The following is a 15169-nucleotide window of genomic DNA, read 5'->3' as shown; positions in this document are numbered from 1 at the left end:
TGGTGCCTCGAGGCGGAATCTAACCACCGACACGAGGATGTTCAATCCTCTGCTCGACCGTCTGAGCTATCGAGGCAAAAGTAAAAAGGGGTTCAGGCCTTCTACTTTTGCAATGCTGCTATTGGCAGCAATCGCTAAGAAATGGTGCCGACTACCGGAGTCGAACTGGTGACCTACTGATTACAAGTCAGTTGCTCTACCTACTGAGCTAAGTCGGCACACTAAATCTTTTTTAGTTCCAAGCCATTGGCTAAAAACAAAATTTGGCTCCCCCTGCAAGACTTGAACTTGCGACATACGGATTAACAGTCCGCCGTTCTACCAACTGAACTAAGGGGGAATTATCATTTCGTTGCTTGCACCATTTTCTAAACGTGTTCTTACGAACGGCCGAAAGAAGTAATGGTGCCTCGAGGCGGAATCGAACCACCGACACGAGGATTTTCAATCCTCTGCTCTACCGACTGAGCTATCGAGGCAACGGAGCGCTATTAAACGGGTTTTCAGCCGCTTCGTCAACTTATTTTTCGAGAAAAATAGCGGAAACAGTTTGCTTGCTCGCTTTTTGCTCACTCTGCGTCAGTTCATAACTTTTGTGATAAATTTTCGCTGTATGCGATTGTCACATCAGAGCTTTTTGAAGGGGTGAGGTGGCGATAAAAACACCACTCACCGGTCATTACAGACTAGATGTTTCCCTGATTAAATTCTTTTTGGAAGTCGGTGACTTTTTGCAGGTAGCGCCTTGCCTCGGCTTTTGGGTGTTTATTGGTTAAGGCCCAGTACACTTGATTGGGTTGGAGGTTATTCAAGTCCCGCATTGCCCGTTTTCTATCACGAGCGAAAGTACTCAGTACCCCGCCTGTACCACCGTTGTAGGCCGAGATCATACTGTAGTGCAGCGACAACGGATTTTGTACATCCTTCAGGTAGCGGTTACGCAAAATGTAAAAATAGGCCGTGCCAGTATCGATATTACTCGCCGGATCAAACAGGTACTCAGGCGATGGTGTGCCTGATTTCTTTTTGACTAATTTGAACACATCGGCCCCGGCGGTTTTCGGAACCACCTGCATCAGGCCATAAGCATTGGCTCGACTGACGGCATAAGGATTAAAGCTGCTTTCTGTTTTGATGATGGCGTAAATGAGATCTTCTTTAATGCCATAGCGGCGAGATGCATCTCGTACAATGCTGGCATATTTATAACTGCGTTTATTGACGTGATCGGCCACCATCGGGATCTCAACATAGTAAGCCTGCTGGTAACGGATCATCTTCTTTTTTAGCTGGCTGCCGACCAGGTACTCGGCAAACTGATTCGCCCGCCATGACCACTTAATGGGCTTGCCTTCCTGATCTAAAACCTGGCCGTAGAGGAAAGGCTTCCCCTTCAGTTCAATCGCCAAATCTGAGTAGAGGTCGACGCCTGCAGGGTTGTCGGGGGTGAGTAACGTGGTGGCGATGGCTTCTCTTAAGTGTTTCTCCGGCTCGGTTTTAGCCACTGTTTCAACGATAACGACACCGCGTTCAAAGTCGACATGGGTACGGCTTTGATAACCATCGGTGTATTTTACATACTGGCGCTTGCCGGCCATCAGGGCATCATTGTCTCCCCAGTACCTTTTCACTTTACCGTTAAAGGAGCTGAGTAAACGCTCAAGCGCAGCGGCATCTTTGGTAAATTGCCCCGGCAGCGGCGCAAGGTTTTTAGCAAAGCGGTTGGTCGTACCGTAGTCGACGTCATAGATTTTTTCGACTAATTCACGGCTACATCCGTTTAGCAGAATGACAGATAATAAGATAACAAAGCGTGTTTTCATAAATTAGACAGGTAAAAAAATGACATCATTGATTAATCATCAATAATGTCATTTTATACCACTCTGGGTAAGCTTTTTAACGGCTACACAGTGATAAACCGTGATGTTAGTTGCCTTTATTGGGCTCAGAACAACTCTGGTTTTTGTCAGTTAGCCCGCTATCGGTGAGGATTATTCGCTTGGCGGGGTATAACCGTCGATCACGACGTCCTGGCCTTCAAACAGGTAGTTAACCATTTCAGCCTCAAGTAGCTGGCGATGTTCTGGGTTCATCATGTTCAGCTTTTTCTCATTGATCAGCATCGTTTGCTTACTTTGCCACTCAGCCCAGGCCTCTTTCGAAATATTGTCAAAAATGCGCTTTCCCAACTCGCCGGGATAAAGTTGAAAATCTAAACCTTCCGCATCTTTTTGAAGACGGGTACAAAAAACAGTACGGCTCATTGAGTGGCTCCTTAATCATGACCTTAATGAGTATGCTGCTAGTTATACCAGAGTGTTGCTGTTGCATCTAGGATAAGGCGGCGTTCAGCTCATAATGCAGACTTTCTAAGATCTGTTGCACCGGAGCGGCTAAACCGACTTTAGGCGGTGCATTTAAGTTGTACCATTGTCCGTTTGCACCTTCCTGAACAACATTAACCGGGGCTGCCAACTGCATTCGGATCGGGACGATATCCAGATGGTAGTGACTGAAAGTATGACGGAAGGCATGTAACTGCTCGGTTTCGGTGATATTAACCGGAACCGAGCCAAAGCGCTGTTCCAGTAACGGGGCCAGATCAGCGGTGTCGGTTTGCGGGAAACACCACAAGCCTCCCCAGATCCCCGCCGGCGGGCGTTGCTCAAGCCAGACCTCTTCACCATGTTGTAAAATGGCGAACCAGGTCTGTTTCTCGGGCATGGTTTTTTTCGGCTTCTTACCCGGAAAATCGCTCTGGCGATCTTGTGCTTTCGCTTCGCATTGTTTGGCTACCGGGCACAGTTCACATTTAGGTTTACTGCGGGTGCAGATCATTGCCCCCATATCCATCATCGCCTGATTGTAGCGCTCGACGCCGGTTGCCGGCGTGTTGGTTTCGGCAATTTCCCACAGGGTATTTTCAACCGGTTTCTTGCCCGGCCAGCCTGCGACGGCATAGCAACGGGCCAGTGTCCGCTTCACGTTACCATCTAAAATCGCATGATGCTGTTTGAGAGCCAGTGACAATACGGCGCCTGCCGTTGAGCGGCCAATACCGGGTAAGGCCTGAACCTCAACAATATCGACAGGAAATTCACCGTGATGCTGTGACACAATCAGTTGAGCGGCTTTGTGTAAATTGCGGGCGCGGGCGTAATAACCCAGTCCGGTCCAGAGATGAAGCACCTCGTCCTGCTCAGCGGCTGCCAGCTCTTCAACGGTAGGGAAGCGGGCGATAAAACGTTCAAAATAGGGAATCACCGTGGCGACTTGGGTCTGCTGGAGCATGATTTCGGATAGCCATACTTTATAGGGGGTTTTATTTTGCTGCCAGGGCAGGGTCTTACGACCAAATTTATCATACCAAGCTAAAATGGCATCGGAAAAAGAAGTACTCACAGAATTAACTCACTCGGCTGATTTTAGTGGCGGCGGGGGCCGCATGTTATAATAGTGTGGCGTGATTGCATCATAAATGCCCTCAGGTCGCAATCTATACCCAAATCTCAGCAACGCTTGCAGACCTTGGCATTTTGACGTGGTTTGGGGATATAAGCTTGCACTTAAGCCATAACTTTGGATAATGCCAGCGCTTAGTTTTTATTCATTTTCAGTTTTAGGTATTAATCATGAGCGAAGTTTCAAAGACCTCAGGCGACGTAACGGTGTCTGAATTTACCGAAGACGGCAAACTGGTACGTAAGATCCGCAGCTTTGTACGTCGTGAAGGCCGTTTAACCAAGGGCCAGGAGACGGCCATGGAAAAAAATTGGCCGACAATGGGTATCGATTTCGCTCAGCAAATGCTGGACTGGAAAGAGGTCTATCACCGTGAGGCACCTGTGGTGCTGGAAATCGGTTTTGGCATGGGCGCATCGTTAGTCGAGATGGCCAAAAATGCCCCGGAGAAAAACTTCATTGGCATCGAAGTGCATAGCCCGGGTGTCGGGGCTTGTCTGATGGCAGCTGGCGAGGCCGAGCTGACAAATTTACGCGTTATGTGCCACGATGCCGTGGAAGTGTTCGATTATATGATCCCGGATGGCAGCTTAGATACGGTACAGCTGTTTTTCCCCGACCCATGGCATAAAGCTCGTCACCACAAGCGTCGTATCGTACAGCCGGCATTTGCTGAAATGTTACGTAAAAAACTGAAAATCGGTGGCATCTTCCACATGGCGACTGACTGGGAAAACTACGCAGAGCACATGGTGGAAGTGATGAATGCTGCACCAGGCTACCGTAATACGGCCACTGACGGTGACTATATCGCCCGTCCGGATGATCGTCCGTTAACTAAATTTGAAGCGCGTGGCCACCGTTTAGGCCATGGCGTATGGGACATGAAATACGGCCGAACTGAATAATTTTCATCACTTTGCTATTCGCTTTTAAATCATAAGCATAAGCAACTAAATGGTGAGAGTGATCACCGAATAGTGATGATTGGATCATGCCGTTAAAGCCAACTTTAGTGTTGGCTTTTTTGCCCCCCGGAGAAGAAGAATGAAGCCAACTGAACAGCTGCTCACTGATATTCTTGACGACGTCAGACCGTTAATCGGTCAGGGTAAAGTCGCTGATTACATTCCTGCGCTGGCTGACGTGCCGGCGCATAAGCTGGGTATTGCGGTTTGTTATAACGACGGTGAAATCATTCAGGCTGGTGACAGTCAGGAAGGCTTCTCTATTCAGTCGATCTCTAAGGTAATGGCGCTGACGCTGGCGATGACCTTGTATGAGCCGGATGAAATTTGGCGGCGTGTGGGCAAAGAACCGTCAGGCCATGCGTTTAACTCGATGATCCAGCTCGAACTGGAAAACGGTATTCCGCGTAATCCATTCATTAACGCCGGGGCTTTAGTGGTGTCGGATTTGCTGCATAGCCGTTTATCGGCACCGCAATACCGGATGCTGGAACTGGTACGTGAACTGGCCTGTAACCCGCATATCGTTTATGACAAAGCGGTTGCGGCATCGGAGATGCAGAACAGTGATCGCAATGCCTCGATTGCTTATTTGATGCGTTCATTCGGTAACTTCGACAATGAGGTGATGCCAGTGCTGACCAACTACTTCAGTTACTGCGCCCTCAAAATGAGTTGTGTCGATTTGGCACGTACATTCAGTTACTTAGCGAATAAAGGGCTTCCTCTAGGCGCACAAGGAAAAATTATCAGCCAAACTCAGAGTAAGCAAATGAATGCTTTGCTCGCAACTTGCGGTTTGTACGATGGCGCGGGTGAGTTTGCTTACCGAGTGGGTATGCCGGGCAAATCTGGCGTCGGTGGCGGCATTGTGGCTATCGTGCCGGGAGAAATGACGATTACGGTATGGTCTCCGGAGCTGGATCCTTCCGGTAATTCACTGGCAGGAACGGCTGCGCTAGAGTTGCTTTCCGAGCGAATTGGACGCTCGATCTTTTAGGGGATCGCCTTTCGCGTATGTGATTGAAAAATAAATAGCAAAGAAGGTTTCGAGAGACGAGTATCGAGAGGATGCTACTCGATACTCGATACTCGATACTCGATACTCGATACTCGATACTCCCAACTTATCTACTCTTCCTCGACAAAAGCAGCCAGCAGATCGTTGAGGAATAATTTACCGTGCTCGGTGATCTGCCATTCTTCGCCGTTATCGGTCAGATAGTTCTTTTCTAAAGCCCATTGAATACCGGTTTCAATCGATGCTAATGGTAAGCCTGTTCGCTCGACATAGTCCTGCTTGGGGCACGCTTCTAACAGACGGAAACGGTTCATGAAAAACTCAAATGGCCGCTCCCGAGGCTCGACCTGGATTTCTTTGTCCAGGTAAGGCTTATCCGACTTGAGGTAGCCACGCGGGTGCTTCACTTTCACGGTACGGGTAATGTTGCCATCGGCAAAGCTGATCTTGCCGTGGGCACCGCAGCCGATACCGAGATAATCACCAAAACGCCAGTAGTTGAGGTTGTGACGGCACTGCAAGCCGGGCTTGCTGTAACCGGATATTTCATACTGGACATATCCGGCCTCTGTCAGGATCTGATGGCCCTGTTCAAAGATATCCCATAAGTTGTCGTCATCGGGCAATGTCGGCGGTTTAGAATAGAATAATGTGTTGGGCTCTATCGTTAGCTGGTACCAGGATAAATGCGGTGGGTTGAGCGCAATAGCCTGCTTAAGATCATACAGGGCATCGTCCGTCGATTGATCCGGCAAGCCGTGCATCAGATCGATATTAAAACTGTTTAAGCCCGCCTCCGTTGCCCGTTGTGCGGCTTTACGGGCTTCATCGCTGCCATGAATACGGCCAAGGCGAGCCAGCTTCTCATCCTGAAAGCTCTGGACGCCAATCGAAATACGATTAACCCCGACCTGTTGGTAAGCGAGGAAACGGCCGGCTTCAACCGTACCTGGGTTTGCTTCCATGGTGATTTCAATGTCAGCGCTAAACGGGATCCTCGCTTCAATTGCTTTTAGCAATCGTCCGATTTCGGCTGGTGAAATCAGGCTTGGCGTACCACCACCAATAAAGATTGAGTGCAGCGGGCGGCTACCCCCTTGCAGCTGATATTTCGCCAGATCGATTTCCAGATCGTCGATCAGGGCGTCGATATAGTCAAGCTCCGGAATCTCGGCTTTAAGTGCATGGGAGTTAAAGTCGCAATACGGGCATTTCTGCACACACCATGGGATATGAACATACAGGCTTAGCGGTGGTGGAACTAACATTAGGCGTCCTTCAGGGCAGCAAAGAGCTTTTGCAGGGCTTTGCCGCGGTGTGACAGTTGTTTCTTACGTTCCGGCTCCAGCTCTGCAGAAGCGCACTGATCTTCCGGAACCCAGAATACCGGATCATAACCAAAGCCATTTTCACCGTGGGCCTCAGTCAGAATGCTGCCTTCCCAGCTACCGTGGCAAACCAGCGGGGTCGGATCGTTCTCGTGGCGCATCATGACCAGCACGCAGTGAAAACGCGCCGTACGTTGTTCGGCTGGTACACCTTCCATATCAGCCAGGAGCTTTGCCAGGTTCTGCTGATCGGTCGCATTTTCGCCCGCGTAGCGAGCAGAGTAGATCCCCGGTGCCCCTTTTAAGCAATCCACTTCCAGGCCGGAATCGTCAGCAATGGCTGGCAGGCCGGTTTCCTTGGCGGCATGGCGTGCTTTGATGATGGCGTTTTCAATAAACGTGGTGCCGGTTTCAGCGACGGAAGAAACCTGATAGTCACTTTGCGCGACAACATCAAAGCCAAAGTCAGCAAGCAGGCTGGCCATCTCTTTGACTTTGCCCTGGTTACCCGTTGCTAGCACTAGTTTACTCATTACTGTTCCTCGGAGAATGATATCTGGCTGAGGCGCTATGATAACGGGCAGGCGCTATTGAGTAAAAGAAAAAGAAGAGGAGCTGGCGCTCCCCGGGTGGTTGTTCTTATGTTGGCTGGGGGGATAAAAGCGATTTAATCGACGTAGAAGGTCTGATCGAAATTGATTTGGCCGTTAGTCCCATTTTGGGTCACATCAATAATGAACCTGAAGCGTTCTTCGTTGGTGTGGCTTAGCTCTGCAATGTAGTAAATAGCCTCTCCCTCGCGGATTTCCCGGAAAGAAAGTTTCTTTTCGGTCCCGAGAAGGTTGCGGGCTGTGCCTGATACTACCGCTCTAACCGCTGGCTTTCCTTCCTGTGATTTATCCAGTACGGCGATATTCACAACGGCGGAATAGCGACTACGCGAAATCCGATAGGTATTGGCAACATCAGGCGTCAGAAAGGTGGAGGGAAAGCTGGAGTAATGGATTTCCAGATCTCCGACATTTATGAATTGTTCTGCCCGGACCGGTAATGCAGTAAAGAGTATTGCCGATAATAAACATAGAATCCGAATCATAAAATTTTCCTTATTTAGACTTACCAGATCATGAGGTAATTTTGTCCCGGCAGGTATTTCAGCGGCTCCATCAGCGCCTCTATTAGTATAGCGGCGAATCCATCGTTATGAATTCGCCCCTTAATTAACGCGGTTCAATCGTTCGTTAAAGCCGGTGTTACAATAGCTCTGCGATCGCTGCCGGGACTTCTCGCGGGGTTTCGATACGAACCTGCTTGTGACGTCCCAGTTCGCCTTTTTCCACGATGACGTGCCCTTTGGCAACCCGAAACTGTTTTGCTAAGTACTTAACCAAATGCGCATTCGCCTTGCCATCTACCGGAGGTGCGGTGATGGCAATTTTCAGCTCATCACCATGCAAGCCGACGATCTGATCGCGGCTGGCTTTCGGTTGAATGTACAGGCGGATCACCAGATCGTCGCCTGACGGGCTTACTGCGGCGGTTTGACTCATAGCTGGAACCAGATTGGACCGATCAGATCACCCATTAAGAAATTGGCGAATTGCAGGCCAATGAACAGCACCAAGACACTCAGGTCAAGACCACCCATTGCAGGGATAATACGGCGAATGGGTGCGGTCATCGGTTCCGTTAACTGGTGCATCACGAACTCGATAGGGCTGCGTCCCTGGCTTACCCAGCTTAGAATTGCGCGGATCAGCAGTACCCAGAACAGTAGGCCGCCAGCGGCTTTCAGCAGTGACAGACCGCCAATCCAGAGGAATTCCGGGCTAAATAAGATCGTGCCATTTAAGACTAATTGCAGGATTAAGAACTTACCCATGCTTAACAGATAAGCGAAGATTAACGTCGCTAAATCTAAGCCGCCAATCGGTGGGATCATACGGCGTAGCGGCCCAACAACCGGCTGGGTGGCTTTTACTACAAATTGAGAGAACGGATTGTAGAAATCAGCACGGGCCCACTGGAGCCAAATTCTTAGCAATACGATCATGATATAGAGATCGAATGCAGTACTTACTAAAAAACCAATAGAATTCATAAGTTAACCTTAAAACAGTTTTTCCATTTCTTGAGCGCGAGATACAGCAGCACGCATTGCTTTGGCTACGATATCACTAAGTTGGTGTTCATTAAATGTGCGTAGTGCTTCAGCGGTGGTTCCGCCTTTGGATGTTACCTGCTCACGCAGGGTTGCCAGCTCGGTATCCGGGTTCGCTACCACCAGTTCCGCCGCACCCAATGCTGACTGCTGTACCAACTGACGGGCGGTATCTGGGGAAAACCCCTGCTTAATCGCTTCTGCCTGCATGGCTTCCATGAACAAGAAGAAATACGCCGGCGCACTACCTGCCGCGGCAATGATACCGTTAATCCCAGATTCTTGCTCAACCCAGCAGACTTCGCCTACCGCTTGCATCAGATTTTCGGCGAAGGTTTTATCTTCTGCAGGCACCGCCGGTGGCGCAAACAGGCCACTCATGCCTTTGCCGATTAATGATGGTGTGTTGGGCATTACCCGGACCAGATTCAGTTCGGTATTCAGCATTTCATTGAGGCGCGCAACTGAGATCCCGGCAGCAATTGAAATTACCAGCTTGCCGGCAAAATTAATGTCCTGCAGTTCATTACATACGCTTTCCATTAACTGCGGCTTAACGGCAAGTACAATGACATCGGCTTGCCCGGCAGCACGGCAGTTATCGGAATCGGTATGAATGCCGTAATCCCGGGCCAGCGGTTCCCGTCGCGCAGCACTGGGCGCGGTGGCGGTGATCTTGTCGGCGGCATAACCGCTGGCGACTAAACCGGCGATGATGGAGCGCGCCATGTTGCCGGCACCAATGAAAGTGATTGAGCGTTGTTCCATATAAAATCCTTGTGTGTAAAGTGCCGAGTGTGCGCGGCTCTGGTTTCGAGGTAAAATCCCTTCAAATCTCTAGACTCGTTTCTTGCCCTGATGATTATTTATAATCTCTCGCACCAAAAATTGCCGTACCAATACGGACCATCGTGCTGCCTGCTGCAATCGCGGCTTCCATGTCGCCACTCATTCCCATCGACAGGGTATCGAGCTGCGGATGTTTAGCCCGCAGTTGCTGCTGAGCATCGGCCAGTGACTTAAAGGCGGCATACTGGCTGTCATAACTGTCGGCCTGTTGTGGAATTGACATCAGGCCGCGCAGAACCAGATTAGGCATACTGGCAATCTCGTCAGCCAATGCCGGTAATTCGGCAAAGCTAACCCCTGATTTACTCTCCTCGTTGCTGGTATTAACCTGCAACAGTACATTCAATGGCGGCAGCCCGGTTGGGCGTTGCTCACTCAGGCGACGGGCTATCTTAGCCCGGTCAATAGAGTGTACCCAGTCAAAATGCTCGGCGATTAAACGGGTTTTATTGGACTGGATAGGGCCAATAAAATGCCAGACGAGCTGGTCTGCATAGGGGCTATCAGCAAAATGCTGCACCTTTTCGACCCCTTCCTGCACGTAGTTTTCACCAAATGCGCGGTGGCCGGCAGTGATCGCTTCGTCGATTGCAGCTATCGGTTTGGTTTTACTTACCGCCAATAATTGCACGGAATCTGTTGCTCGACCGCATTTTTCGGCCGCAGAGGTTATCTGAGTGATGACCTGTTCAATGTTTTGTTTGATACTACTCATAATTGATTCTGTGGGGAAAATTAATGGATATCACCGAACTGCTGGACTTTAGTGTAAAACATAACGCCTCTGATCTGCACCTTTCTGCTGGTGTACCGCCAATGATCAGAGTGGACGGTGATGTAAGAAAACTCAGTTTGCCATCGTTAGAGCATTCTGATGTACATCGTTTAATGTTTGACATTATGAACGATGCGCAGCGCCGTGAATACGAAGAAAAGCTGGAAGTTGATTTTTCGTTTGAATTACCGAATGTTGGCCGCTTCCGGGTCAATGCCTTCCATCAATCCCGAGGCAGTGCTGCGGTGTTCCGTACCATCCCTGTCGAGATTCCCACCCTCGAGTCACTTAATGTGCCTGAGGTGTTCTATAAAATTGCTCAGTGTCAGCGTGGTTTAGTGCTGGTAACCGGAGCCACTGGCTCGGGTAAATCGACCACTATCGCATCGCTGGTTGATTATATTAATGAAAACTACAACCGTCATATTCTGACGATTGAAGATCCGGTTGAATTTGTTCACCGCAGCAAACGCAGTTTGATTAACCAGCGTGAAGTGCACCGTGATACCCATAGCTTCCACAATGCGCTGCGTTCATCACTGCGTGAAGATCCGGATGTTATCGTTGTCGGAGAATTACGCGACAAAGAAACGATTAGTCTGGCGCTGACAGCAGCCGAAACTGGCCACTTAGTGTTAGGCACTTTACACACCAGTTCGGCAGCGAAAACCGTCGACCGGATCATTGATGTGTTCCCGGGCAATGATAAAGCGATGGTACGCTCTATGCTGTCAGAATCGTTACGTACCGTGGTGTCACAACACCTGCTTAAGTGCGTCAGTGGCGGCCGGGTTGCGGCCCATGAAATTATGATGGCGTCACCGGCGATTCGAAACCTGATCCGCGAAGATAAAGTGGCGCAGATGTATTCGATGATCCAGACCGGTTCTGCGCTGGGAATGCAAACGATAGAGCAGAGTATTAAGATGCTGGTGGCACAAGGGATGGTAGAAGCAGAAGAAGGTCGCAGGATTGTCGATGGTTCAACCTCCATTCTGTAATGCCCCAGCCACTACCTATCCTGAAAACGAAATAGATGACGAAGGAACGAGAATGAAGCTGCAAGAGATCCTCAACGAAGTCGTGAGCCGTAAAGCGTCGGATCTGTATATTACGGTTGATTCACCTTGCCTGTTGCGTATTGACGGCAACTTGCATGCACTGGGTGAGGTACTGACACGGAACAGGGTCGATGCACTATTTGATGAAGCAATGGATAGCGAGCTATCCGCAGAGTTTGTTGCTAGTCGAGAAGCCAATTATGCGTTAGTCAGAGGGGATCTGCGCTTTCGCGTCAGTGCCTTCTGGCAGCGAGAGTTGCCGGGGATGGTTGTCCGCCGGATCGAAACCGAGATCCCGGATCTGTCTGAGCTAAGCCTGCCCGTCGATATGCAGGAAATGGTGCTGGCAAAGCGCGGCCTGGTGCTGGTGGTCGGTGCGACCGGATCGGGTAAATCCACCTCAATGGCGGCAATGACCGGCTTTCGCAATAAGAACTCCAGCGGCCATATTTTGACCGTTGAAGATCCGATTGAATTTGTGCATAAGCATAACCGTTGTATTGTTACCCAGCGTGAAGTGGGGCTGGATACCGAAAGCTATGAAGTGGCGCTGAAAAATTCACTACGCCAGGCGCCGGATATGATTCTGATTGGCGAGGTTCGTACCCCGGAAACGATGGGGTATGCAATGAATTTTGCCGAAACCGGCCACCTTTGTATGGCAACCCTGCACGCTAACAATGCTAACCAGGCACTTGAGCGAATTTTGCACCTGGTCCCGAAAGAGCGGCGCGAACAGTTCTTGTTTGATCTGTCATTGAATCTGAAATGTATCCTGGCTCAGCAGTTGGTCCCTGATGCGCAAGGAGAGGGGAGGCATGCCGCCTTTGAGCTGTTGATCAATACCCCGCGGGTTGCCGATTTGATCCGCCGAGGTGAGTTACATGAGATTAAAGGTGTCATGACCAAGTCGGGCGAGTCCGGCATGGTGACGTTTGATCAATCGCTGTATCAGTTGTTCTGTGGTGGCAAGATCAGCGAGCAGGATGCCTTGCACCATGCGGATTCGGCCAATGATCTGCGTTTGATGATCAAGGTGGGCAATCAAGAACAGATGGGCGGCAGCGCCTTAGACGGGGTGACGGTTGATATGGGCTGATCAGTTTTCTACCTCCCATGATCCTAAAGCTGTAAGTGCTGTACATGAAAGATAACGTATTGATATTTATTGCCAATAAATAATCCCAAGATCTTACTGTACAGCAAATACAGCTTTTGGGTTATAGTAGTCAAAAAGCTGTACAAGCTGATCAGACCCGATAAACAGGGGATCCTTGAGTTAAGATCTTAAGGTGTATTTAGAGAGGGCAGCTTGGCGCTGGATCTTAGGTGGAAAGCTGTACAGGAGGGAGCGATGGTTTTTTTGACCGAGTATCGAAGCATTGAGAGCTCAATACTCGATACTCGATTAACCGTACTGGCGTTCGAACCAGCTTTCCAGGATCACGACAGCCGATTGTGAATCGATATTCCCTTTGCTCAACGAACGGTAACCGCCACGATCAAACAGATCCGATTTAGCTTCAACAGTGCTCAGCCGTTCGTCATGCAGTTCAACCACGCAACCAAAGCGACCGTGCAGCCGGTTGGCAAATTTCTTTGCGCGTGGGGTAATGGTTTCCAGCTCTCCCCCTCTTAAATCGAGCGGCAGGCCGACGACCACTAAATCCGGTTGCCATTCTTTCAGCAGTTTTTCTATCGCTTCCCAGCTGGGAATCCCATCTTTGGCTTTTAAGGCGGCTAAAGGGCTTGCTGTGCCAGTTAATTCCTGGCCAATGGCAACACCAATACTTTTGGTGCCGTAATCAAATGCTAATACACTGCGTGAGGCGCTCATGCGTGTCCTTTTTCTATCGAAAGGTTGGCTGAATTAATCCCTAACTTGGCGACGGCTTTATCCCAGCGCTTACTGATTGGGGTTTCAAAAATAATGTCACTGTCTGCTTCCATGGTCAGCCAGCTATTATCAACAAGTTCCTGCTCTAGCTGACCTGCTGACCATCCGGCATAGCCGAGAGCAACCAGAAATTTTTCAGGGGCTTCACTGGTTCCCAGCAGTGGCAGAATATCTTGTGAAGTCGTTATCGATATCTCTTCGTTGATATCGATACTGGACTCGAAGTGGCCTTTACGCTTATGCAGCACAAATCCACGATCTTCCGCGACCGGACCACCGTTAAGTACCTGTTGCTCTAGGCTATCGGGATTATTGACGGGAAGCTGGCGTTCCACTTCAATTTGATCGAGCATGCTGCCGACAGAAATTTCGATAGGCAGGTTGATGACAAGGCCCATTGCGCCTTCTTCATTATGCTCACAAACATATATGACGCCACGTTTGAAGTGCGGGTCTTGCATGCCAGGCATGGCGACCAGAAAATGATTGGTTAAATTCATAGCTAACACCGACAACATGTTCTCATAACTACAGTATGCAGAGTATTTGGGGGAATTGGTATAACGTAGCCACTTTGGTGATCATTAAATAAAAAGCGCTGTCTTCTGGTGAAGTCAGCGCTTTGTGATAGTGAGTCACTATCGCGTTGCGTTAGCTTAACCGCGAGTGATTAAGCGCGCGCAGCAACGCGACGCTCAATGGCATCCATTAGCTTACCGGTAATTGAGATATCGAAAGCCGCTTCGATTTCGCGAATACAGGTTGGGCTGGTGACGTTGATTTCAGTCAGTTTATCGCCAATTATATCCAGACCGACAAAAATCAGCCCTTTTTCTTTCAGTACCGGAGCAACCGTTTCTGCGATTTTACGGTCAGTTTCGCTGATCGGACGCGCTTCACCGCGGCCTCCTGCCGCCAGGTTCCCCCGGGTTTCGCCTTCCGCCGGAATACGGGCCAGGCAATATGGCATCGGCTCGCCGTCAACAACCAGAATACGCTTATCACCATTGCTGATATCCGGCACAAAGGTTTGTGCCATGCAATAGTTTTGGCCATGCTTGGTCAGCGTTTCAATGATCACCGAGACATTGGGATCGCCATGCATTATACGGAAAATGGATGAGCCGCCCATGCCGTCAAGCGGTTTTAAAATGATATCGCCATGCTCTTGATGGAAGGCTTTAATTTTGTCAGTACGACGGGTCACGAGAGTGGTCGGGGTGAGATCCGGGAACCAGGCCGTGAACAGTTTTTCGTTGCAGTCACGCAGGCTGCGAGGTTCATTGACGATCAGCGCCCCTTCGTTTTCAGCGCGCTCAAGAATGTAGGTTGCGTAGATATATTCGGTGTCAAACGGCGGATCTTTACGCATCAGTACAGCGTCGAGATCAGACAGGGAGATTTCCTGCTCGCTGGTGAATTCAAACCAGCCGTTCGGATCTTCTTTCAGGCTTACGACACGGGTACGAGCGACAGCTTTGCCCTGCTCTAAAGACAGGTCGTTCATTTCCATGTAGTGGATTTCCCAGCCGCGACGCTGAGCTTCCATCATCATGGCAAAGCTGGAATCTTTTTTGATGTTGATAGACTCAATCGGGTCCATCACGATACCCAGTTTGATCATTTCTCTCTCCTAGTATTAGA

General features: G+C 49.7%; 17 protein-coding genes and 4 tRNA genes. 4 read left to right on the top strand and 17 right to left on the bottom strand.

From position 1 onward, the window contains the following. The 7 genes from AC2204_RS17785 to mutY form a co-directional block, all read right to left on the bottom strand. Nucleotides 1-76 (bottom strand) — tRNA-Phe (locus AC2204_RS17785). A gap of 66 nt (nucleotides 77-142) precedes the next feature. Continuing rightward, a tRNA-Thr gene (locus AC2204_RS17780) sits at nucleotides 143-218 on the bottom strand. Nucleotides 219-264: 46 nt separating this feature from the next. Further along, a tRNA-Asn gene (locus tag AC2204_RS17775) sits at nucleotides 265-340 on the bottom strand. Nucleotides 341-403: 63 nt separating this feature from the next. Then, a tRNA-Phe gene (locus AC2204_RS17770) sits at nucleotides 404-479 on the bottom strand. Nucleotides 480-686: 207 nt separating this feature from the next. Continuing rightward, complete coding sequence (gene mltC, locus AC2204_RS17765) at nucleotides 687-1823, bottom strand: membrane-bound lytic murein transglycosylase MltC (protein ID WP_318927016.1); 1137 nt, start codon at nucleotides 1821-1823, stop codon at nucleotides 687-689. A gap of 171 nt (nucleotides 1824-1994) precedes the next feature. Then, nucleotides 1995-2267, bottom strand: coding sequence for an oxidative damage protection protein (locus tag AC2204_RS17760; protein WP_318927014.1), 273 nt, complete (start codon nucleotides 2265-2267; stop codon nucleotides 1995-1997). Nucleotides 2268-2334: 67 nt separating this feature from the next. Next, nucleotides 2335-3405: an A/G-specific adenine glycosylase gene (gene mutY, locus AC2204_RS17755; protein ID WP_318927012.1), complete on the bottom strand. Its 1071-nt coding sequence runs from the start codon at nucleotides 3403-3405 to the stop codon at nucleotides 2335-2337. Nucleotides 3406-3635: 230 nt separating this feature from the next. Between mutY and trmB the strand changes: the two genes are divergently transcribed. Then, the gene (gene trmB, locus AC2204_RS17750) at nucleotides 3636-4373 is read left to right on the top strand and encodes a tRNA (guanosine(46)-N7)-methyltransferase TrmB (protein ID WP_318927011.1); all 738 of its coding nucleotides are present in this window, start codon (nucleotides 3636-3638) and stop codon (nucleotides 4371-4373) included. Nucleotides 4374-4512: 139 nt separating this feature from the next. Beyond that, nucleotides 4513-5433 carry a glutaminase B gene (gene glsB / locus AC2204_RS17745; protein ID WP_318927009.1) on the top strand — a complete coding sequence of 307 codons (921 nt, stop codon included), beginning with the start codon at nucleotides 4513-4515 and terminating at the stop codon, nucleotides 5431-5433. A 131-nt stretch (nucleotides 5434-5564) separates the two neighbouring features. On the opposite strand, the gene hemW is transcribed toward glsB, so the two are convergent. The 7 genes from hemW to AC2204_RS17710 all read right to left on the bottom strand — a co-directional run bounded on the left by hemW (nucleotide 5565) and on the right by AC2204_RS17710 (nucleotide 10507). After that, nucleotides 5565-6722 (bottom strand): radical SAM family heme chaperone HemW, encoded by a 1158-nt coding sequence (gene hemW, locus AC2204_RS17740; protein WP_318927008.1) that lies wholly within the window; start codon nucleotides 6720-6722, stop codon nucleotides 5565-5567. Beyond that, complete coding sequence (locus AC2204_RS17735; RefSeq protein WP_318927007.1) at nucleotides 6722-7315, bottom strand: XTP/dITP diphosphatase; 594 nt, start codon at nucleotides 7313-7315, stop codon at nucleotides 6722-6724. Before AC2204_RS17735 ends, hemW begins: the two co-directional genes overlap by 1 nt. 134 nt (nucleotides 7316-7449) lie before the next feature. Beyond that, nucleotides 7450-7878, bottom strand: a complete 429-nt coding sequence (locus AC2204_RS17730) for a DUF4426 domain-containing protein (RefSeq protein ID WP_318927006.1) — start codon at nucleotides 7876-7878, stop codon at nucleotides 7450-7452. A gap of 157 nt (nucleotides 7879-8035) precedes the next feature. Further along, nucleotides 8036-8332, bottom strand: coding sequence for a DUF167 family protein YggU (yggU, locus tag AC2204_RS17725; RefSeq protein ID WP_318927005.1), 297 nt, complete (start codon nucleotides 8330-8332; stop codon nucleotides 8036-8038). Beyond that, on the bottom strand, nucleotides 8329-8883 hold the full coding sequence (locus AC2204_RS17720; RefSeq protein WP_318927004.1) for a YggT family protein: 555 nt from the start codon (nucleotides 8881-8883) through the stop codon (nucleotides 8329-8331). Before AC2204_RS17720 ends, yggU begins: the two co-directional genes overlap by 4 nt. Nucleotides 8884-8892: 9 nt before the next feature. Further along, a complete protein-coding gene (gene proC / locus AC2204_RS17715; RefSeq protein WP_318927003.1) occupies nucleotides 8893-9711 on the bottom strand; it encodes a pyrroline-5-carboxylate reductase in 819 nt (272 codons plus the stop codon). A gap of 94 nt (nucleotides 9712-9805) precedes the next feature. Then, the gene (locus AC2204_RS17710) at nucleotides 9806-10507 is read right to left on the bottom strand and encodes a YggS family pyridoxal phosphate-dependent enzyme (protein ID WP_318927002.1); all 702 of its coding nucleotides are present in this window, start codon (nucleotides 10505-10507) and stop codon (nucleotides 9806-9808) included. Nucleotides 10508-10530: 23 nt separating this feature from the next. Here AC2204_RS17710 and AC2204_RS17705 point away from each other — a divergent pair, with 23 nt between their 5' ends. Together AC2204_RS17705 and AC2204_RS17700 are read left to right on the top strand one after the other, a co-directional pair. After that, nucleotides 10531-11568 carry a type IV pilus twitching motility protein PilT gene (locus AC2204_RS17705; RefSeq protein WP_318927001.1) on the top strand — a complete coding sequence of 346 codons (1038 nt, stop codon included), beginning with the start codon at nucleotides 10531-10533 and terminating at the stop codon, nucleotides 11566-11568. Nucleotides 11569-11620: 52 nt separating this feature from the next. Then, nucleotides 11621-12727, top strand: a complete 1107-nt coding sequence (locus tag AC2204_RS17700) for a PilT/PilU family type 4a pilus ATPase (RefSeq protein WP_318927021.1) — start codon at nucleotides 11621-11623, stop codon at nucleotides 12725-12727. 309 nt (nucleotides 12728-13036) lie between these two features. Here AC2204_RS17700 and ruvX read toward each other — a convergent pair whose 3' ends face one another. The 3 genes from ruvX to gshB all read right to left on the bottom strand — a co-directional run bounded on the left by ruvX (nucleotide 13037) and on the right by gshB (nucleotide 15149). Then, entirely contained in the window at nucleotides 13037-13465 is a 429-nt protein-coding gene (gene ruvX / locus AC2204_RS17695) for a Holliday junction resolvase RuvX (RefSeq protein WP_318927000.1), read from the bottom strand. After that, nucleotides 13462-14025 carry a YqgE/AlgH family protein gene (locus AC2204_RS17690; protein WP_318926999.1) on the bottom strand — a complete coding sequence of 188 codons (564 nt, stop codon included), beginning with the start codon at nucleotides 14023-14025 and terminating at the stop codon, nucleotides 13462-13464. The genes ruvX and AC2204_RS17690 overlap by 4 nt, the downstream gene beginning before the upstream one ends. 170 nt (nucleotides 14026-14195) lie before the next feature. Continuing rightward, nucleotides 14196-15149: a glutathione synthase gene (gene gshB, locus AC2204_RS17685; RefSeq protein ID WP_318926998.1), complete on the bottom strand. Its 954-nt coding sequence runs from the start codon at nucleotides 15147-15149 to the stop codon at nucleotides 14196-14198. Between the last annotated feature and the right edge of the window lie 20 nt (nucleotides 15150-15169).

Source organism: Photobacterium sp. (assembly GCF_057456235.1).
Note: the sequence above shows the minus strand (reverse complement) of the source record. Positions and strands in the feature narration are given on the sequence as shown.